General features: G+C 65.5%; 19 protein-coding genes. 1 reads left to right on the top strand and 18 read right to left on the bottom strand.

Annotated elements, in window-relative coordinates; all coding sequences use genetic code 11:
• Positions 1 to 4 precede the first annotated feature (4 nt).
• The 9 genes from F3H26_RS03800 to ftsW form a co-directional block, all read right to left on the bottom strand.
• Positions 5 to 1,006: a cell division protein FtsQ/DivIB gene (locus F3H26_RS03800; protein WP_188127681.1), complete on the bottom strand. Its 1,002-nt coding sequence runs from the start codon at positions 1,004 to 1,006 to the stop codon at positions 5 to 7.
• Positions 994 to 1,914, bottom strand: coding sequence for a D-alanine--D-alanine ligase (locus F3H26_RS03795; protein WP_149774741.1), 921 nt, complete (start codon positions 1,912 to 1,914; stop codon positions 994 to 996). Before F3H26_RS03795 ends, F3H26_RS03800 begins: the two co-directional genes overlap by 13 nt.
• Before the next feature lie 104 nt (positions 1,915 to 2,018).
• Positions 2,019 to 2,945, bottom strand: a complete 927-nt coding sequence (gene murB, locus F3H26_RS03790; protein WP_149774740.1) for a UDP-N-acetylmuramate dehydrogenase — start codon at positions 2,943 to 2,945, stop codon at positions 2,019 to 2,021.
• Positions 2,942 to 3,235 (bottom strand): hypothetical protein, encoded by a 294-nt coding sequence (locus tag F3H26_RS03785; protein ID WP_149774739.1) that lies wholly within the window; start codon positions 3,233 to 3,235, stop codon positions 2,942 to 2,944. The genes murB and F3H26_RS03785 overlap by 4 nt, the downstream gene beginning before the upstream one ends.
• A gap of 24 nt (positions 3,236 to 3,259) precedes the next feature.
• On the bottom strand, positions 3,260 to 3,526 hold the full coding sequence (locus F3H26_RS03780) for a DUF2484 family protein (protein WP_149774738.1): 267 nt from the start codon (positions 3,524 to 3,526) through the stop codon (positions 3,260 to 3,262).
• Positions 3,523 to 3,771 (bottom strand): DUF2484 family protein, encoded by a 249-nt coding sequence (locus F3H26_RS03775; protein ID WP_149774737.1) that lies wholly within the window; start codon positions 3,769 to 3,771, stop codon positions 3,523 to 3,525. The genes F3H26_RS03780 and F3H26_RS03775 overlap by 4 nt, the downstream gene beginning before the upstream one ends.
• 75 nt (positions 3,772 to 3,846) lie before the next feature.
• Positions 3,847 to 5,256 carry a UDP-N-acetylmuramate--L-alanine ligase gene (gene murC / locus F3H26_RS03770; protein WP_149774736.1) on the bottom strand — a complete coding sequence of 470 codons (1,410 nt, stop codon included), beginning with the start codon at positions 5,254 to 5,256 and terminating at the stop codon, positions 3,847 to 3,849.
• Complete coding sequence (locus F3H26_RS03765) at positions 5,253 to 6,350, bottom strand: UDP-N-acetylglucosamine--N-acetylmuramyl-(pentapeptide) pyrophosphoryl-undecaprenol N-acetylglucosamine transferase (RefSeq protein ID WP_149774735.1); 1,098 nt, start codon at positions 6,348 to 6,350, stop codon at positions 5,253 to 5,255. The genes murC and F3H26_RS03765 overlap by 4 nt, the downstream gene beginning before the upstream one ends.
• Positions 6,350 to 7,513, bottom strand: coding sequence for a putative lipid II flippase FtsW (ftsW, locus tag F3H26_RS03760; protein ID WP_149774734.1), 1,164 nt, complete (start codon positions 7,511 to 7,513; stop codon positions 6,350 to 6,352). Before ftsW ends, F3H26_RS03765 begins: the two co-directional genes overlap by 1 nt.
• Before the next feature lie 129 nt (positions 7,514 to 7,642).
• Here ftsW and F3H26_RS03755 point away from each other — a divergent pair, with 129 nt between their 5' ends.
• Positions 7,643 to 8,839 (top strand): BaiN/RdsA family NAD(P)/FAD-dependent oxidoreductase, encoded by a 1,197-nt coding sequence (locus F3H26_RS03755; RefSeq protein ID WP_149774733.1) that lies wholly within the window; start codon positions 7,643 to 7,645, stop codon positions 8,837 to 8,839.
• Here F3H26_RS03755 and F3H26_RS03750 read toward each other — a convergent pair.
• The 9 genes from F3H26_RS03750 to mraZ all read right to left on the bottom strand — a co-directional run bounded on the left by F3H26_RS03750 (position 8,821) and on the right by mraZ (position 18,478).
• A complete protein-coding gene (locus tag F3H26_RS03750; protein WP_149774732.1) occupies positions 8,821 to 9,198 on the bottom strand; it encodes a glycine zipper family protein in 378 nt (125 codons plus the stop codon). The two genes, F3H26_RS03755 and F3H26_RS03750, sit on opposite strands and share 19 nt — an antisense overlap.
• A 107-nt stretch (positions 9,199 to 9,305) precedes the next feature.
• On the bottom strand, positions 9,306 to 10,700 hold the full coding sequence (murD, locus tag F3H26_RS03745) for a UDP-N-acetylmuramoyl-L-alanine--D-glutamate ligase (protein WP_149774731.1): 1,395 nt from the start codon (positions 10,698 to 10,700) through the stop codon (positions 9,306 to 9,308).
• 150 nt (positions 10,701 to 10,850) lie between these two features.
• Entirely contained in the window at positions 10,851 to 11,933 is a 1,083-nt protein-coding gene (gene mraY / locus F3H26_RS03740) for a phospho-N-acetylmuramoyl-pentapeptide-transferase (protein ID WP_149774730.1), read from the bottom strand.
• A 34-nt stretch (positions 11,934 to 11,967) separates the two neighbouring features.
• On the bottom strand, positions 11,968 to 13,362 hold the full coding sequence (locus F3H26_RS03735) for a UDP-N-acetylmuramoyl-tripeptide--D-alanyl-D-alanine ligase (protein WP_149774729.1): 1,395 nt from the start codon (positions 13,360 to 13,362) through the stop codon (positions 11,968 to 11,970).
• A complete protein-coding gene (locus tag F3H26_RS03730) occupies positions 13,359 to 14,840 on the bottom strand; it encodes a UDP-N-acetylmuramoyl-L-alanyl-D-glutamate--2,6-diaminopimelate ligase (protein ID WP_149774728.1) in 1,482 nt (493 codons plus the stop codon). Before F3H26_RS03730 ends, F3H26_RS03735 begins: the two co-directional genes overlap by 4 nt.
• A 21-nt stretch (positions 14,841 to 14,861) precedes the next feature.
• Positions 14,862 to 16,649 (bottom strand): peptidoglycan D,D-transpeptidase FtsI family protein, encoded by a 1,788-nt coding sequence (locus F3H26_RS03725; RefSeq protein WP_149774727.1) that lies wholly within the window; start codon positions 16,647 to 16,649, stop codon positions 14,862 to 14,864.
• The gene (gene ftsL / locus F3H26_RS03720) at positions 16,646 to 17,014 is read right to left on the bottom strand and encodes a cell division protein FtsL (protein WP_005977416.1); all 369 of its coding nucleotides are present in this window, start codon (positions 17,012 to 17,014) and stop codon (positions 16,646 to 16,648) included. The genes F3H26_RS03725 and ftsL overlap by 4 nt, the downstream gene beginning before the upstream one ends.
• Positions 17,011 to 18,006, bottom strand: a complete 996-nt coding sequence (gene rsmH / locus F3H26_RS03715; protein ID WP_149774726.1) for a 16S rRNA (cytosine(1402)-N(4))-methyltransferase RsmH — start codon at positions 18,004 to 18,006, stop codon at positions 17,011 to 17,013. Before rsmH ends, ftsL begins: the two co-directional genes overlap by 4 nt.
• Before the next feature lie 4 nt (positions 18,007 to 18,010).
• Entirely contained in the window at positions 18,011 to 18,478 is a 468-nt protein-coding gene (mraZ, locus tag F3H26_RS03710; RefSeq protein ID WP_040634211.1) for a division/cell wall cluster transcriptional repressor MraZ, read from the bottom strand.
• Positions 18,479 to 18,561 lie beyond the last annotated feature (83 nt).

Below are 18,561 nucleotides of genomic sequence, written 5' to 3'. Positions count from 1 at the left end.
GTATTCACTGCCCGTTACCCGTTGTCACTTTTGTATTCCACCAGTCTGCGCTGGCGGCTTCGGTCATTCGGATCGTCGGGCGCGACCCCAGCCGCATGTCGACCACGGCCACGTCCCGCTCCAGAAGATCCTGAACCTCGTTCACTGCCAGAACCCGCTCCAGCGCACGCACCGGGCGTTCGGTCGGCAGCATGATGCGCTGGTTGCGGTCCAGCACCAGATCCCAGCGCCGCTCGCCCACCCGCAGCAGGCCGCGCACACGGTCCTCCAGGCTGCGCGCGGTGCGCAGCAGCTCCAGCGCCTCGGCCACATGCTCGTCGGCGCCCGCTCCCGCGATCAGCGGCAGATCGGGCCGCTCCGTCCGTCGGGCGATCGACGCCACATGCGCACCGGTTTCGTCCAGCAGGTCGAGGCCTTCGCGCGTGCGCCAGACGACCACCGGCTGACGCTCGACCACGTCCACCTGCAGGATACCGCCCGGCCGGATCCGCACGCTGGCCGATTTCACCGGGTCCAGCCCGGTGATCGTGTCTCGGATCTGCTCGACATCCAGATCCCACGAGCTGATCGGGAAATCGAGCGGCACCACCTCGCGGATGTCATCGGACAGGTCGGTCCCGGCCCCGTCGATCGCCATCAGCTTGACCATGAATTCGGGGCGTTCCTGGAAAGCTGTGATCGCACCATCAACTTGCGCAGCCAGCGCGTCGCGCCGAGTTTCGTCGGCAAAGAACAGCCCGATGGCGGTGGCCAGCGCAGCCAGCGGCAGGCCGATCTTGAGGCCGCGCCGGATACCGGGGGTCAGCATCCAGCGCTGCAGGCGGTAGCTGAGGCGCGAAGGGGCGGGATCGGCGCGCCCGGCGCGACGGCGGAACAGGCGACCGCCGCGCAGGCGCAGCTTGGGGTCGGCCTTGGTATTGCCGCCAGCCTGAAACGCGGCATCCGGCCCCGCAAGCGGTTTGGCCCGATACACATCCGGCGCACGACTGGCGGTCAACGATCGCATGAGGCGTCCTCGACCATCCAGGCGCAGAGCTGACCGAAGGTCATGCCAAGATGCGCGGCTTGTTCAGGCACCAGCGAGGTGGGGGTCATACCCGGCTGGGTGTTGGTCTCCAGTAGAAACAGGCCCTCTTCGCCCCGGGTCTCGTCCCAGCGGTAGTCGGTGCGGCTGACGCCCCGGCAGCCCAAAACCTGGTGGGCGCGCAGGGCATAATCCATGCACAGATCGAAGATCCGCGGCGGGATGTCGGCGGGCAGCACGTGGTGCGATCCGCCGGGCTTGTATTTGGCGTCATAGTCATACCAGCCGTCGGTCAGGATCTCGGTCACGGTCAAAGCGCGGTCGCCCATCACGGTCACCGTCAGCTCGCGCCCGGCCACGTATTGCTCGACCATGACCTGCTCGGGCATGTCATCCGACAGCTGCGGCGGGCCATTCGACCCTTCGAACACCAGATAGATCCCGACGCTCGATCCTTCGTTGTTGGGCTTGACCACATATGGCGCGGGCATGACGTGCCCCGCCATCACGTCCGATTTCGGAACGATCACGCTGTCGGCCACCGGCAGGCCGGCCGCGCGGAAAACCTCTTTGCTGCGTTGCTTGTCCATGGCCAGCGCCGAGGCCAACACGCCGGAATGCGTGTAGGGCATCCGCAGCCACTCCAGCAGACCCTGCACGCAACCGTCCTCGCCCCAGCGGCCATGCAGGGCGTTGAATACCACGTCGGGCTTGATGTCCTGCAAACGCGCACAAAGGTCGGGACCGGCGTCCAGCTCGACGACCTCGATCCCTTCTCCCACAAGGGCGGCTGCGCATTCGCGCCCGCTGCTGAGAGACACCTCGCGCTCCGCCGAGGGGCCACCCATCAATACCGCCACTTTGGGGTTTGTCCTGCTCGACCTACCCACGTTCGTGCGCCTCAATGTCCCCGGACCTTATCTGGTGGTCCGTATTTCGTTATGCCTTTGATCCGTCGCCTGATTTTGCCTGTTTTGGTCTGACGGTCGGGGCTTTAATCTGTCAGCGGATCACCGACCCGCATGATTTCCCACTCTAGCGTGATCCCGCTTGTTTCGTAAACCTTTTTTCGCACCTCTTCGCCCAGCCCTTCGAGGTCGGCGGCGGTGGCGTTTCCGGTGTTGATCAGGAAATTCGAGTGCTTGGGGCTCATCTGTGCGCCCCCGCGCCGGGCGCCGCGCATTCCGGCGTCGTCGATCACCTTCCAGGCCTTCAGGTCGTGCACATCATCGGCCCGCCCGGTCGAGGAAAACCCGGCCGGATTGCGAAAGGTCGACCCGGCGCTGCGGTCCTTGGTGGGCTGGGTCTCGTCGCGCTTTTTCAGCTGCGCCTCCATCCGGGCATGCAGGTCGGCCGGGTCACCCGCCGGGCCCTGGAACGTGGCCGACACCAGCACCGCACCCTCGGGCAGGTCGGACTGACGATAGCGGAAGTTCAGCTCGGCGGGTGTCAGTTCGACCACCTCGCCCTGCCGGGTGACGATGGTAGCCGATTTCAGAACATCCGCCGTGTAGCTGCCATAGCACCCGGCGTTCATCCGCACGGCCCCACCGATGGAACCGGGGATGGTGCGCAGAAAGGTCAGGTCCACCCCCGCATCCGCCGCCTTGCGCGCTACATGCGCATCCAGCGCGGCTGCCCCTGCGGTGACGGTGGTGCCCTCGACCGATATGCCGTTGAAGCCGCGCCCTAGCCGGATCACCACGGCCCGCAGCCCCCCATCGCGCACGATCAGGTTCGAGCCGACGCCCATCGGGAACACCGGCATTTCGGCCGGAAGGTCGCGCAGGAAAGCCTGCAAATCCTCAAGGTCAGCCGGCTGAAACAGATAATCAGCCGGGCCGCCGACGCGCAGCCAAGTGAGGTCGTTCAGAGCACGGGCCGCAGTCAGACGGCCACGAGGCGTTGGGATCGTGGTCATTGCCCGGAACGCACCGTCAGGCTGCGCCCGACGACTCCGCCCATGATTTCAGCGAACAGAATCGGCAGAACACCTCCGGTCAACCAGACGAAGGGGCCAAAGGCCTGCTCCTCCTCGCCCGTGCCGACGCCTGCCAACATCGCGATCAGGACAAGCGCAACAAGCGAAGTCAAACCAATCAGCCACAACAGCGCGCGCAGGCCAAGCCATCGCGCGGCGACAAATCCGGCCAGCGTCCCGAGCACAAGCGCCGCGAGCGGCAGGTAAGCAAATGTGGCGATGTCCGTCATCGTTGGCCTCCGAAGGGTGTCGGGTTATTTGTCCGCCGCCTTCATGCCTTGCATTTTCGCCTTTGTCCAACGGGTCAGATAGATCACCGGCCAGCGCAGCACCGACATGCCGGCGGCCAGTACGAACAGGCCGACCCACGGGCCGTTTTCATAGGTGACATAGCCCAGGATCGGAATACCCACGGCGATCAGCGCATAGGCGCGGGTCCAGTGGTTGTCCTTGCTGGGGATCATGGCCAGCACGTTGGCGGCGATGCCCCACAGGGCGGCAAGCGCAAGCGACCAGCTCATTGTCCCACCTCGCGGCCGGACCATTTGCGCCAGTAGTACCGGATGGGGTTGCGGAACATCGATACGAACCCGGCAAAAGCCAGCACTCCGATCAGCCAGCCATGCGCCACGCCCAGCCAGGCGATCAGAACCGGCGCGCAGATCAGCAGCACGATGCCCGGCGGAAATTGCAGGCGCATCGGCAGCAGTGCCACCACAGTGGCGCAGATAACCCAAAGGGCGGCAAAGATGACGGAATACTCCATGGTTCTCTCCGCAAATGAGTCACATGCAAGGGCAGCGACACATCCGCAAGTTGTGCACCCAAATGCCCGCGAACGTCAAACGGCTTGTTTGACCTTCAACCGGTCCGGCAGCGCGTTGGCCCAGGCACTGATGGTTCCGGCACCCAGGCAGACGACCATGTCGCCGGGCCGGGCCTGTTCGCGGACCAGACGCTCCAGGTCACCTTCGTCCAGCAGCGCCCGCGCGTGGCGGTGGCCGTGGCGGATCAGGCCCTGCACCAGATCATCGCGGTTGGCGCCTTCGATCGGGTCCTCTCCGGCGGAGAACACCTCGGCAATGGCCACGACATCGGCGTCGTTGAAACAGGCGCAGAAATCGTCGAACAGGTTGGACAGGCGCGAATAGCGGTGCGGCTGGTGCACGGCGATCACGCGGCCTTCGGTCGCCTGACGCGCGGCCTTGAGCACCGCCGCGATTTCCACCGGGTGGTGGCCGTAGTCGTCGATGATGGTGACGCCATTCACCTCTCCCACCTTGGTAAAGCGGCGGTTGACGCCGCCGAAATTGGCCAGCGCGTCGCGGATTTCAGCGGTTTTCATGCCCAGATGACGTGCCACGGCCACGGCCGACAGCGCGTTCGAGACGTTGTGATCGCCCGGCATCGGGAGGGTGCAACCCTCTATCACGGTATCCTCGTATTGCAGGTGGATGTCGAAATGCGCGATGCCGCCCTTGTAGGTCAGGTTGACTGCACGCACGTCGGCCTGAGCGTTGAACCCATAGGTGCGCACGCGGCGATCGGTGATGCGGCCCACCAGCGCTTGAACCTCGGCATGGTCGGTGCAGCACACCGCCAGACCGTAGAACGGGATGTTCGAGACGAAATCATGAAAGCCCGCGCGCAGCCGGTCGAAATCACCCCAATGCTCCATGTGCTCGGGGTCGATATTGGTGACGATGGCAATGGTCGCCGGCAGCCGGTTGAACGAGCCGTCGGACTCGTCGGCCTCGACCACCATCCATTCGCCCTGCCCCATCCGCGCGTTCGAGCCGTAGGCATGGATCACGCCGCCGTTGATGACGGTCGGGTCGAAATCGCCCGCCACCATCAACTCGGCCATCATCGTGGTGGTGGTGGTCTTGCCGTGGGTACCGGCGATGGCGATATTGGATTTCAGTCGCATCAGCTCGGCCAGCATGTCGGCACGGCGCACCACCGGCAGGCCCAGCGCACGCGCGCCGTCCAGTTCCGGGTTGCCCGGCTTGATCGCGGTCGAAACGACCACGACGGCCGCATTGTCGAGGTTTTCAGCCCGCTGACCCACGAAAATCTCGGCTCCCAGCGACGCCAGACGGTCGGTGATCTTCGAGGCTTTCAGATCGGATCCCTGCACCTGGTACCCAAGGTTCAGCAGCACCTCGGCGATGCCCGACATCCCGATGCCGCCGATGCCCACGAAATGGATCGGTCCGACATCCTGCGGCAGTTTGGTTGCTGGATTCATGGGGTCTCCTTCTGCGCCAGCTGTTCGACAAGGGCCACCAGACGCTCGGTCGCGTCGGGCGCCCCGACCGTCAGGGCGGCATGGGCCATTTTCTGTGCGGCTTCGGGGTTGGTCAGAACCAGTGCGATTTGCTCGGTCAGGGCGGGAACGTCAAGAGCCTTTTCGGGGATCATGATCGCCGCGCCCGCCTGCACCAGCCCGCGCGCATTGGCGGTCTGGTGGTCGCCCGCTGCGGCGGCGAAGGGGATCAGGATCGAGGGCCGCCCGATCACCGAGATGTCAGCCACGCTGGACGCGCCCGAGCGGCTGATCACCAGTTGCGCCTCGGACATGCGGCGGGGGACATCGTGGAAAAACGGCTGGACCTCGGCCAGAATCCCGTGCTCGGCGTAGAAGGCGGTGACCCGCTCGGCGTCCTCCTCGCGCGCCTGGTGCGAGACACGGATGTACTGGCGCAGGTTCTCGGGCAGTGCAGCGATGGCGCCGGGCACCACGTCGCTGAGGATGCGGGCGCCCTGGCTGCCGCCCATCACCAGCACCGACATCGGATAGTCTCCGGGCGGAATATAGGGCGCGGCGGCGCGTTCCAGTACCGCGGCACGCACCGGGTTGCCGGTGTGGATGCCGTGGGCGCCCTCGGGCAGGTCGGTGGGCCAGACGCCGCAGGCCACATGCGCCACACGGGTGGCGAACAGCTGGTTCACGCGCCCCAGAACGCCGTTTTGTTCGTGGATCATGCGGGGCAGACGCAGCATCACCGCCGCGCTCAGCGCCGGGATCGAAGGATAACCGCCGAACCCCACCACCACGTCCGGCCTGTCGCGCAGAAACTGGGCCGTCATCCCCACAACTCCGGCCGCGATCCGCGGACCGGCCAGCGCCTTGGCCGTCAGCCCGCCGCGCGCGAATGTGGCCGAGGAGACCTCGACGATCTCGGTGGAATGCGGAAAACCGCCTGTATAGCGCGCGCCGCGCGCGTCGGTGGACAGGCGCACGCGCCAGCCCTTTTTCAGCATCGCCTCGGCCAGCGCCTGAGCGGGGAACATGTGGCCCCCGGTTCCGCCAGCCGCGATCAGCAAATAGGGGTTCGTCATCAGCCTCGTCCGCGAAGAATGTCGCCCAGCTCGCCCTGCGGGCGGGTTCGGGTGAAGGCCAGCAGCATGCCCACGGCGATGCCGCCCGCGATCAGTGACGAGCCGCCGTAGCTGACGAAGGGCAGCGTCATGCCCTTGGCCGGCAGCAGGCGCACGGCGACGCCCATGTTGATCATCGCCTGCACGCCGAACATGCAGGCCAGACCGGTGCCCGCCAGACGGATGAACATGTCACGTTCGCGCATCAGCCGCAGCAGCGAGCGCACGACGATCAGCGCATAAAGCGCGATGATGATCAGCACCAGGATCAGGCCGTATTCCTCGGCCGCGACGGCGATGATGAAATCGGTATGCGCATCGGGCAGCGACCATTTCACCTGCCCCTCTCCGACGCCCACGCCGAACAGGCCGCCCTCGCGAATGGCGTTGGTGGCATAGCCCAACTGGGTGGTCGGATCGACCTCCTGATTCAAAAACCCGTCGATGCGCCGGGCGAAATGGTCCGAGTTGGAATAGGCCACCATTCCCCCAAGAACAACCGCCCCCGCCATGCTGAGCAACAGCAGCATCGGTGCGCCGGCCACGAAATACATCACGCCCCAGCCGAACAGGATCAGGCAAGCCTGACCGAAATCGGGCTGCATCACCAGCATGCCAACGATCGACAGGCACAGCGCGAAGGACCACAGACGCCCCGGCGGGCCGTTGATCTCTTGCGCCGCCGCCAGCAGCCAAGCGGCGGCGACGATGAAGCCGGGCTTCAGAAATTCGGACGGCTGGACCGAGGCGAAGCCCAGCGAATACCAGCGCACCGCCCCCTTGCCGAAATCGGTCCCGAAGATCGGCAGGAAGGCCAGCGCCACGAAGGCCGCCAGAAAGCCCAGAACCGCCAGCCGCCGCACCAGCGTGGGCGACATCATCGAGGTCAGCAGCATCGCTGTCAGCGCCAGCGATCCGAACAGCGCCTGCCGCTCGACATAGTGGAACGGATCGAACCCGTTGCGCTGCGCCAGCGGCGGCGACGAGGCCAGCCCCAGCAGAAGCCCGATCGCAAACAGGATCAGCACGCAGGACATCGTCCAGCGGTCAATCGTCCGCCACCATTTCGGAAGGATCGGTTCACCGCGCTGGTCCTGGACCGCGCCATACACCATCTCAGTCATGAGATACCGCCACTCTCTGCCTCGTTACCGTCCCGTTTTCGGGATCTGTTTGAGAGTCTACAGGGAAAACACCCCTCAGGCCAGCCTCTTCCTCTTGTCATTGGCGTCAATCCGCGCCAAGGGCGGGGCATGCGATTTGACACGATCATACTGGGCGCCGGAGCCGCCGGCATGATGTGCGCCGCCCATTGCGGCGGGCGTGTGCTGGTGATCGATCACGCGAAGGCGCCGGGGGAAAAGATCCGCATCTCGGGCGGGGGGCGGTGCAACTTCACCAACCTCCATGCCGGACCACAGAACTTTCTGTCGCAGAACCCGCATTTCTGCAAGTCGGCGCTGGCGCGATACACGCAATGGGATTTCATCGACCTTGTGGGTCGTCACGGCATCGCCTGGCACGAAAAGACGCTGGGGCAGCTGTTCTGCGACGGTTCATCGAAGCAGATCATCGCCATGCTGCTGGCCGAGATAGACCGCGCAGGCGCCGAGCTGTGGTTGCACACGTCGCTGCGCGATCTGCGCAAGACCGAAACCGGGTTTTCCCTGTCGGTCGAGCGCGAGGGCGCTCGGCATGACCTGAGCTGCGCCAACCTGGTGCTGGCCACCGGCGGCAAATCCATCCCCAAAATGGGCGCAACCGGGCTGGCCTATGACATCGCCGCGCAGTTCGGCCTGCGCGTGACTGAAACCCGCGCGGCCCTGGTGCCCTTCACCTTCCCGGATGGGCGGTTCAAGGACCTGTCCGGTGTGTCCGTCCCCGCGCGACTGTCGAATGCGCGCGCAAGTTTCGACGAGGCGCTGCTGTTCACCCATCGCGGCCTGAGCGGGCCGGCGGTTCTGCAACTGTCCTCATACTGGCGCGAGGGCGAGGCGATCCGGGTCAACCTGATCCCCGACCTGCCCCTGTTCGACCTGCTGCGCGAACGGCGGCAAAGCGCCGGCCGCAAGGCCCTGACCACGGAACTCGCGCGCCACCTGCCCACCCGCCTGGTCGAGTATCTGAGCGCCCGGATCCCGATGCACGGCAACCTGGCCGATCAATCGGATGCGGCGCTGCAGGCGCTGACCGATGCGCTGTCCAACTGGGTGCTGACCCCCGCAGGCACCGAGGGGTACCGCACCGCCGAGGTCACCTTGGGCGGCATCGACACGGACGGCCTGTCCTCCAAAACGATGGAGGCCAGGGATGTCCCCGGCCTCTTTGCGATTGGTGAAGCGGTGGATGTCACCGGATGGCTGGGCGGATACAATTTCCAGTGGGCGTGGTCCTCGGGCCACGCCGCCGGAAAAGCAATCGCCGGTCGCGTTCAGCCTACGACGTTGTAGCCGCGCCCGCGCATGCAGTTGCGCACGATGACTTCCTGCTTCTGCGTGTTCGAGATGGCACTGGCGCCCGCGCCCACCAATGCGCCGGCCACGGCCGCGCGGCCCAGATCGCTGGCGCTGTCGTCGATGATGGCCTTGGTGCCGGCCACCCCGGCCGCACCGATGGCGGCACTGCGCGCGGTATTGGCATCGACGGTGCCCTGCTGGCGCGCAAGGGCCTGACACTGGGCCAGGTCGGCATTGTAGTTGGGGCTGACCGGGCCATCGACGATAGGCTGATAGTTCGCGCCGACATCAGCGCAGGCCGCCACAGCCAGAAGCGCGGGCAGGATCAGGGAAAGCTTGCGGTTCAGCATCATTGTGACCTCGTGTCTGTTTCGCCTGACGCAAATCCGGAAACTTCAGGCGCGTCAAGCCGATGGCGGTTCACCTTGGCGCAATCGGCGGTTCATTGCAAACGCCGGGATCACAACCGCCGCTTCACCTGTGCCACAAAGTCGTCGCCGCGCTGTTCGAAATTGTCATACTGGTCGAAACTGGCCGCTGCTGGGGCCAGCAGTATGGTTTCACCCGGTGCAGCGTCCTGCATGGCCTGCTCAACCGCCGCGGCCATGGTGGTGCAGACGCGGGTTTCGACCGACAATTGCATGGCGAACGCGGCCGCCTCGCGCCCGATCACATAGGCGCACAGAACCTCTTCGGTCGCGTCGTTCAGCGCGGCGATACCGCCCTCTTTCTCGAGCCCGCCGCAGATCCAGCGGATCTTCTTGAACGCGCCCAGCGCCTTGACCGCGCTGTCGACATTGGTGGCCTTGGAGTCATTCACGAAGGTCACGCCGTTTGCCTCGGCGATGATCTGGCTGCGGTGCGGCAGACCCGGATAGCTGTGCAGCGCGTCCTCGATCATCTTGGGCGCCAGCCCCAACGCGCGGCAGGCGGCATAGGCCGAACACGCGTTCTGGTGGTTGTGGGTTCCGGGCAGGCCCTTGATGCCGCGCAGGTCGATCGAAGCGGCCTGCCGCCCCTTGCGGTATTCCGACAGGAACCCCTTGCGGGCAAAGACCTGCCAGCCGGGCCCGGCCAATTTGCGCGCCACCGAGACTCGGATCACCCGGTCGTCGCCCGGCCCTTCGGCCAGTTGACCGGCCAGAAACGCGCCTTCGATCTCGTCCACGCCGATCACGGCACGGTCTGGGCCACCTTCTGAGAACAGGCGGCGCTTGGCGGCGAAATAGCCGCCCATGCCCCCGTGCCGGTCCAGATGGTCGGGCGAGAGATTGGTGAACACCGCCACGTCGGGCGTCAGCGCACGCGCCAGCTCGGTCTGATAGCTGGAAAGCTCCAGCACCACCACCGATCCATCACCGCCGGGGTCGATATCCAGCACGCCGCGCCCGATATTGCCCGCCAGCTGCGCCTCGCGCCCCGACTGGGTCAGGATGTGGTGGATCAACGCCGCCGTGGTCGATTTCCCGTTCGAACCGGTGACGGCGACCACGCGCGGCGGCACGTCAAACTTGTCCCATTCGGCACCACCCAACGAGCGGAAGAACAGACCGATGTCGTTGTCGACCGGGACCCCGGCCTGCAACGCGGCGGCAACAACCGGGTTGGGTTCGGGATAAAGATGGGGAATGCCGGGCGATACGATCAACGTGGCGATCGCGTCAAAGGCGCCCTGCCGTCTCAGGTCCTGACACACGAAGCCCTCGGCCTCGGCCTTTTCGCGCGCGGCAGGGTTGTCATCCCAGCAGACCGGCTCGGCCCTACCGGCCCGCAATGCGCGCGCCGTGGCCAGGCCCGACCGACCCAGCCCCAGAACCGCAACCTTATGTCCTGAAAACCCTTTGACCGGGATCATGCCGCGCACCTTCTTCCATCTGCCAATGCGCCGCCACCCTGTACCGAAGAATTGACCCTTGGCAAGGGCGGCGTCAGGCTCGCGCCTTTGGCGCGAGCCGGGCCCAACGGGTACATGCGGGCCGCCGGCCCACCGCGCCCGGCGGGAGCCCTACCGGACCTTCAGCGTGGCCAGACCAATCATCGCCAGGATCAACGAGATGATCCAGAACCGGATCACGATGGTCGGCTCGGCCCAGCCTTTTTTCTCATAGTGGTGATGGATCGGGGCCATCAGGAAGACCCGCCGCCCGGTGCGTTTGAAATACAGCACCTGGATGATCACGCTCAGCGCCTCGACCACGAACAGGCCGCCGACGATCGCCAGCACCAGCTCGTGCTTGGTCGCCACCGCGATCGCACCCAGCGCGCCGCCCAGCGCCAATGATCCAGTATCGCCCATGAACACCGCGGCGGGCGGCGCGTTGTACCACAGGAACCCAAGACCGCCTCCAAACAGCGCGGCAGTGAAGATCAGGATCTCACCCGTGCCGGGCACATAGTGCACGTCCAGATATTCGGTAAAGTCGACGCGACCCACCGCATAGGCTATCACGCCCAAGGTCGAGGCCGCGATCATCGCGGGCATGATGGCCAGCCCGTCCAGTCCGTCGGTCAGGTTGACGGCATTCGCCGCCCCCACGATCACCACGATCGAGAACGGAATGTAGAAGATCCCCAAATTGATCAGCGTGTCCTTGAAGATCGGCACGGCCAGCTGGTTCTGCAGCATTTCCGGATGGTGCAGCGTCGCCCACAGCGCGGCCAGCGCGGCGATGATGATGCCCAAAGCCAGACGCATTTTTCCTGAAACGCCCTTGGTATTCTGCTTCGACACCTTGGCATAGTCGTCCGCGAATCCGATGGCCGCATAGGCCAGCGTGACGAAAAGAACCATCCAGACATAGGGGTTGTCCCACCGAGCCCAAATCAGCGTGGAGGTCACCAGAGCACCGACAATCAGCAGCCCGCCCATCGTGGGCGTGCCGGCCTTGGTAAAGTGCCCCTCGGGGCCGTCATCCCGAATCGGCTGACCCTTGCCTTGTTTCCGGCGCAGCACGTTGATCAACGGCTTGCCGAACAGGAAGCCAAAGATCAGAGCCGTCAGAAAGGCGCCGCCTGCGCGGAACGTGATGTAGCGGAAGAGGTTGAAAAAATCCCCTCCGTCCGACAGGGCGGTCAACCAATAGAGCATCCAAAAGCCTTTCTTACATGGCGGTCATGGGTGGTCATGCATCAAGCGCGCCCACTTGCCCCAATTTCCGCAATCCGTCAACAATCCGTGCCAGCGCCATGCTCAGCGAACCCTTTGCCAGAACCGCATCGCCCGCCTGCACCAGCCCCGGCAGATGCCGGGCCATTTCGGTGCTGGTTTCGAACCACAGGCCACGCTTGTCCTCGGGCAGGGCCTCGTGCAGCGCCCGCATCAACGGGCCGATGCAATGCACCTTGTCGATCCGTGCCATGGCCGGCGCATCGGCCAAGCACGCGTGCATGGCATGCTCTTGCGGCCCCAACTCCTTCATGTCGCCCAAAAAGGCGATGCGCCGTGCGCCCTGCGCCGCCGCCAACACATCCAGCGCCGCCGCCATCGAGGTCGGATTGGCGTTGTAGCTGTCATCCAGCAGTTCGATCTGCCCGCCATCCGGCAGTGTCAGAATCTCGCGCACGCCCCGCCCCGTGACCGGCGCCCATTTGGCCAGGCCGGAGATGGCCGCGTCCAGATCGATGCCCAGCGCGACACAAGCGGCAAGCGCGCCCAGGCCGTTCATGGCAAAATGCGTCCCCGCAGATTGCACATCGAAGGAAATAGCCTGGCCCATGGCCTCGGCGGTCACGTGAATGTCCGTGGGCGACTGGGTCACGCCGGTCAGCCGATAATCCGATGCGGTGCGGCCGAAATCCACGATCACCGCGCCGTGCCGGGCGGCGCATGTGCGCAAGATGTCGGTATGATCCAGGTCGGCGTTCACGATGGCGGTGCCGCCGGCCTCCAACCCTTCGAAGATAGCGGCCTTTTCGTGAGCAATGCCAGCAACCGACTCGAACGCCTCCAAGTGAACCGCGGCGACGGTGGTGACCAGCGCCACATGCGGGCGGGCCTGCCGCGCCAGGGGCGCAATTTCGCCGGGGTGGTTCATGCCGATCTCGATCACCGCATATTCGGTGTTGCGCGGCATCCGGGCCAGAGTCAGCGGCACGCCCCAATGGTTGTTGTAGCTGGCAACGCTGGCATGGGTGCGGCCCTGATCCGACAGGATGGTCGCCAGCATCTCCTTGGTCGAGGTCTTACCGACACTGCCCGTCACCCCAACCACGCGGGCCTTGCACCGGTCACGGGCGGCGCGGCCCAACGCCTCTAGCGCGGTCTGCACGTCATCGACGATCAACAATGGCGCATCTGCGGCCACACCGTCGGGCACGCGCGACACCAGCGCGGCGGCAGCCCCTTTTTCCAGCGCCTGCGCCACGAAATCATGCCCGTCGCGCGCCGCCTTCAACGCCACGAACAGGTCGCCCGGTTGCAGCGTGCGCGTGTCGATCGACACACCGCCCGCCTGCCAGTCGGTCGTGGCCCGTCCGCCCGTCGCGGCGGCGGCCTCGGATGCGGTCCAGAGCGTCATGCGACCCTCCCGTCCAGTGCGGCCACGGCGATGCTGGCCTGTTCCACATCATCGAAGGGCAGAACCTGGTCACCCACGATCTGCCCGGTCTCGTGCCCCTTGCCCGCGATCAGCAGCGCATCGCCCGGCTGCAATGCATCGATGCCGCGCAGGATGGCCTCGGCCCGATCGGCAATCTCGGTCGCGTCGGGGGCCCCGGCCATCACCGCAGCGCGGATGGCGGCGGGGTCTTCCGAGCGCGGGTTGTCGTCGGTGACAAAGACGATATCGGCGTTCTCGGCCGCGGCCCGCCCCATCAGCGGGCGCTTGGTCGCGTCGCGGTCGCCGCCTGCGCCGACGATGGCGATCAACCGGCCCATCACATGCGGACGCAGCGCCTGCAACGCGGTGGCCACGGCGTCGGGCGTGTGCGCGTAGTCGACGAATACAGCCGCCCCGTTGCTGCGGGTTGCCGCCAACTGCATCCGCCCCCGCACCGTGGTCAGATGCGGCAGGGTGTCAAAGACATGGTCGGGCTCGTCTCCGCTGGCAATGACCAGCCCGCAGGCCAGCAGAACGTTTTCGGCCTGGAACCCGCCGATCAGGTTCAGCCGGGTCTGGAAGGTCTTGCCGCGCCAGGCAAAGCGCAGATCCTGCCCGGTAGCGTCAAACCTTTGGTTCAACAGGCAAAGATCGACATCCCCACTGCCTACGGTCAAAACTGTCTGACCGCGCGCCTGCGCAATGTCACGGATCGCGGCCCCTTTCGGATCATCCATGTTGATCACGGCCGTTCCGTCCTGCGGCAGAACCCGGTCGAACAGGCCGGCCTTGGCGGCGAAATACGCCTCGAACGTCGCGTGATAGTCCAGGTGATCCTGGGTGAAATTCGAAAACCCCGCCGCCGTCAGGTGCACGCCGTCCAGCCGGCGCTGTTCCAGGCCGTGCGACGAGGCCTCCATCGCGGCGTGGGTCACGCCGGCCTCGGCAGCCTCGGCCAGACAGCGATGCAGGGTGATGGGTTCGGGGGTCGTGTGGGCCAGCGGTGCGGTCCAGGCGCCCTCGACCCCTGTGGTGCCGAGATTGACGGCCATGTGGCCCAGCTCGGTCCAGATCTGGCGCACGAAGGTCGAAATCGAGGTCTTGCCGTTGGTGCCGGTGACCGCCACCATGGTGCGCGGCTGCGCCCCGAACCACAACGCGGCGGTATATGCCAGCGACTGGCGTGGGTCCTGCACCACCACCAGGGCGGCGTCCGAGGCGGCCAGTTCATCGGCGGCGATCCGCGCGCCTTCGGCATCGGTCAGGATGGCCGCAGCCCCCATGCGCAGGGCGTATTGAATGAATTCGCCCCCATGCACGCGCGTCCCCGGCAGTGCCGCGAACAGAAAGCCGTCCTTGACCTGACGGCTGTCCACGGCCAGCCCGGCAATCTCGGGGTCGGCACCGCCGCGCGCGGTCAGGGCCAGCTGGCTGAGTTTCTTTGACCTTGCGCCCATGACCCACCTCTGTCGGACTGCCTAATTCGAGGTCAGCGTTATAGCAGCGCGATCCTCAGGCTCAAGCCGCGGACGCAGGCCCAGCAGCGGCGCGATGCGGCCGATCAGCTCGGCCGCCACGGGCACCGCCGTCCAGCCTGCCGTGCGGCGCTTTTCGCCGTAGGCCAGGATCGACGGTTCGTCCAGCGCCACGACCAGAACGTATTTCGGATCATAGGCCGGAAAGACCGAGGCAAAAGTGGCGATCACCTTGTCATCATAGTATCCGCCGCGTGGTTTGGGCTTGTCGGCGGTGCCGGTCTTGCCGGCCACGGCATAGCCCGGCACGTCACCAAAGCTGGCGGTTCCGTCCGTCACCACCTTGCGCAGCATCATCAGCGATTGCCGTGCGGCATTTTCCGACATCACGCGCGGCCCGTAATGCGGCCCGTTGCGGCGCAGGATCGTGGGGCTGACATAATGGCCGCCATTGGCAATGGCCGCATAGCCCGCCGCCAGATGCATCGGGCTGGTCGACAGGCCGTGGCCGTAGGAAATGGTGACGGTGCTCAATTCACCCCATTTCCTGGGCTTGAGCGGCACCCCGCCCTTGGCCTCGACGATCTCGAACGGGGTGGGGTCGAACATGCCCAGCGCATCCAAGAACTGTTGCTGGCGCTCGGCGCCGATCTGCAGCGCCAGCCGCCCCGTGCCGCGGTTCGAACTGTGCACGATCACATCGGTCACGCTGATCTTGCCGTAATCCTTGCCGTTGAATTCGCCGATCGGAAACCGCCCGATTTTCATCGGGCCCGAGGTGTCGATGATCGTGTCGGCATTGACCAGCCCCAGATCGACCGCCTGCGCGGCGGTGAAGATCTTGAAGACCGAGCCCAGTTCGTACACGCCCTGCACATAGCGGTTGAACAGCGGGCTGTCCGAGGGATCAAACCCCGAGGTCGGCGGGCGCGGACGGTCGTTCGGGTCGAACGAGGGCAGCGACGCCGCAGCAATCACTTCGCCGGTATGGGCGTTCATCAGCACGGCCGAGGCGCCCTTGGCGTTCATGATCTTCATGCCGCCGTCCAGCACCTGTTCCACCGCCGCCTGGACCGTCAGGTCCAGCGACAGCTGCAGCGGCTTGTTGCCGTTGGCCGGGTCGCGCAGATAGTCGTCAAACTGCTTTTCCACCCCGGCCACGCCGATCACCTCGGCGGCCGAGACGCCTTCGCGCCCAAAGCCCGACCCGCCCAGAATATGCGCGGCCAGCCGGCCGTTGGGATAGAGCCGCATCTCGCGGGGGCCGAACAGGATGCCCGGATCGCCGATGTCATGCACCGCCTGCTTCTGCTCGGGAGAGATACGTTTCTTGATCCACAGGAATTTGCGCTTGCCGGTGAAGTCCTTGATCAGGCGCTCCTTGTCCAGATCGGGGAAGATCGCGGCCAGCTTTTCCGCGGCGCCGATCGGGTCGATCATCAACGGCGGCTGGGCATAGACCGAATAGGTATCCAGATTGGTGGCCAGGATCCGCCCGTGCCGGTCGACGATATTGGCCCGCTGCATGGCGATCGAGGCGCCGGGGGCGCTGGCGACGGGCTCTTGCGCCTCGGACGTGGCCAGAACACCCATGCGGAATCCCACCACGCCGAAGGCCAGAAAGAAGAACACGCCCAGCACCAACAACCGCCCCTCGGCGCGGGCGCGGGCGCGGTCCTTCATTTCCTCATGGCGGCGGCGGATGTTCTCGCGCTCGATCACCTTGGGGTTTTCGCCACGGGCGCGGGCTTCGAGCACGCGGGCAAGCGGGCGGAGCGGCGTTCGGATCATGGGATCTGCACCTCGCCCAGGGCCTGAGTGTCGGTGATCGCCTGCAATTCGATCGGGTCGGCGATAGGCAGGTCGGGATCCTCGGCATAGGCGATCTGGTCGGCGCGCCCGAATTGCTCGGCGCGCAGCGGCAGCAGGCCCAGACGCTCGAAATTCAGGTCGGCCAGTTCACGTAGTCGGTCGGGGCGGTTCAGATAGGCCCATTCGGCCTGCAATATCGCCAGCCGCGCCTGCGCCGCGCCGATCTGGCGCTGCAAGGATTGGGTTTCCTTCAATACCTGTTGGGTGCGGTAGTTTTCCTGATAGGCCCACAGGGCCAGCCCGAAAACACCCAAGGCGGTCAATACAAACAGAATACTCTTCATCTTGCCTTTCCCCCAATCATGGGCATGCCGATGGCGCGGGCATCAATTTCCCCCGCCGGAGCATCGGTACGAACAGCAACCCGCAACTTGGCCGAGCGCGCGCGCGGGTTGTCCTGCAACTCCTGCGCGTCGGGGCCGATGGCCTTGCGGGTCTTCAATGTGAATTGCGGCTGATCCTGCTGGATCTCGGGCGCATAGCGGTTGGCACGGCCGGTCTTGCCCGCGCGCGACTGCAGAAAGCGTTTGACCATCCGGTCCTCGACCGAGTGGAAAGTGACCACCGCCAGCTGTCCGCCCGGCTTCAACGCGCGCTCGGCGGCCATCAGGCCCTGGAACAGTTCCTCGTATTCGGCATTCACCGCAATGCGCAGCGCCTGGAACGACCGCGTGGCCGGATGAGACTGCCCAGGCTTGGCGCGCGGCAGGCAGGATTCTACGATCTCGGCCAGACGCAGGGTGGTGGTGATGGGCGCCTCGGTACGGGCCTTGACGATGGCGCGCGCGATGCGGCGGCTGGCCCGTTCCTCACCATAGTGGAACAGGATGTCGGCCAGTTGCGCCTCGGTGGCCGAGTTGACCAGATCGGCAGCGCTTTCGCCCTCCTGGCTCATGCGCATGTCCAGCGGGCCGTCTTTCATGAAGGAAAAGCCACGCTCGGCCTGGTCAAGTTGCATGGACGAGACACCAAGGTCCAGCACCACGCCGTCGAGGTCGCTGGCATATTCATCCATGCGCGAAAAAACCCCCGGCTGCATCACCAGCCGGTCGCCATATTCCGCCGCCCAATCTGCAGCCATTGCAAACGCCAATGGGTCCCGATCGACACCGATCACCTTGTCGGCGCCGGCCTCGAGCAGCCCTCGCGTGTATCCACCCGCACCAAAGGTACCATCCAGCCAGACGCCGGAAACCGGCTGGACTGCGTCCAGCAACGGGCGCAGCAGAACGGGAATATGGGGCTTGTCGCTTGGAGTGTGATCCGCGCCGGCCATGCCGTCACGCACCTTCGATGCCGTCGAGGAACTGCATCGGATCGAAATCCTCGGGCAGTTCGTCCAGCCATTCCTCGGTGGCGGCCAGCTCCTCGGCCTCGTAGGTCTCGGGCTTCCAGATCTGGAACGTGTCGCCCGCGGCGATGAAGAACGCCTCGCCCTCCAGCCCGATCTTGTTGCGCAGCTTGGCCGGAAGGACAAGGCGTCCGGTTTCATCGACAGTGGTCGGGAAGGACTGGCCATGGAACAGGCGCTGCAGCATCTTTCGCTGCATCGAACCGCGCGGCAGCGCGTCGATCTTGGCATCGACCTCGTCGATCGCCTCCATCGTATAGCATTCAAGGTATTTACGGCGATGGTCGCCATAGACGATCACCAGTTCGGGGTTGCCGCCGGGCTGCCAGTTGGGGTCCGAGGCCTCGAGCACGCGGCGAAACGAGGCCGGGATCGACACCCTGCCCTTCGCATCCACCTTGTGGTGGCTTTCACCTCTGAACCTGCGCGCCAAGACGACTGTCCCTTTCGCTTGCGCCCCACCAAAAATCGCGTCCCCCG

The organism is Ruegeria intermedia, assembly GCF_900129345.1.
In the GTDB taxonomy this organism is placed as follows: Bacteria; Pseudomonadota; Alphaproteobacteria; order Rhodobacterales; family Rhodobacteraceae; genus Ruegeria; species Ruegeria intermedia.
Note: the sequence above shows the minus strand (reverse complement) of the source record. Positions and strands in the feature narration are given on the sequence as shown.

Coding starts and splice junctions, on each gene's coding strand:
- F3H26_RS03800 (WP_188127681.1), bottom strand. CDS start 1,006: ATGCGATCGTTGACCGCCAGTCGTGCGCCGGATGTGTATCGGGCCAAA.
- murB (WP_149774740.1), bottom strand. CDS start 2,945: ATGACCACGATCCCAACGCCTCGTGGCCGTCTGACTGCGGCCCGTGCT.
- F3H26_RS03785 (WP_149774739.1), bottom strand. CDS start 3,235: ATGACGGACATCGCCACATTTGCTTACCTGCCGCTCGCGGCGCTTGTG.
- F3H26_RS03780 (WP_149774738.1), bottom strand. CDS start 3,526: ATGAGCTGGTCGCTTGCGCTTGCCGCCCTGTGGGGCATCGCCGCCAAC.
- F3H26_RS03775 (WP_149774737.1), bottom strand. CDS start 3,771: ATGGAGTATTCCGTCATCTTTGCCGCCCTTTGGGTTATCTGCGCCACT.
- murC (WP_149774736.1), bottom strand. CDS start 5,256: ATGAATCCAGCAACCAAACTGCCGCAGGATGTCGGACCGATCCATTTC.
- F3H26_RS03765 (WP_149774735.1), bottom strand. CDS start 6,350: ATGACGAACCCCTATTTGCTGATCGCGGCTGGCGGAACCGGGGGCCAC.
- ftsW (WP_149774734.1), bottom strand. CDS start 7,513: ATGACTGAGATGGTGTATGGCGCGGTCCAGGACCAGCGCGGTGAACCG.
- F3H26_RS03755 (WP_149774733.1), top strand. CDS start 7,643: ATGCGATTTGACACGATCATACTGGGCGCCGGAGCCGCCGGCATGATG.
- F3H26_RS03750 (WP_149774732.1), bottom strand. CDS start 9,198: ATGATGCTGAACCGCAAGCTTTCCCTGATCCTGCCCGCGCTTCTGGCT.
- murD (WP_149774731.1), bottom strand. CDS start 10,700: ATGATCCCGGTCAAAGGGTTTTCAGGACATAAGGTTGCGGTTCTGGGG.
- mraY (WP_149774730.1), bottom strand. CDS start 11,933: ATGCTCTATTGGTTGACCGCCCTGTCGGACGGAGGGGATTTTTTCAAC.
- F3H26_RS03735 (WP_149774729.1), bottom strand. CDS start 13,362: ATGACGCTCTGGACCGCATCCGAGGCCGCCGCCGCGACGGGCGGACGG.
- F3H26_RS03730 (WP_149774728.1), bottom strand. CDS start 14,840: ATGGGCGCAAGGTCAAAGAAACTCAGCCAGCTGGCCCTGACCGCGCGC.
- F3H26_RS03725 (WP_149774727.1), bottom strand. CDS start 16,649: ATGATCCGAACGCCGCTCCGCCCGCTTGCCCGCGTGCTCGAAGCCCGC.
- ftsL (WP_005977416.1), bottom strand. CDS start 17,014: ATGAAGAGTATTCTGTTTGTATTGACCGCCTTGGGTGTTTTCGGGCTG.
- rsmH (WP_149774726.1), bottom strand. CDS start 18,006: ATGGCCGGCGCGGATCACACTCCAAGCGACAAGCCCCATATTCCCGTT.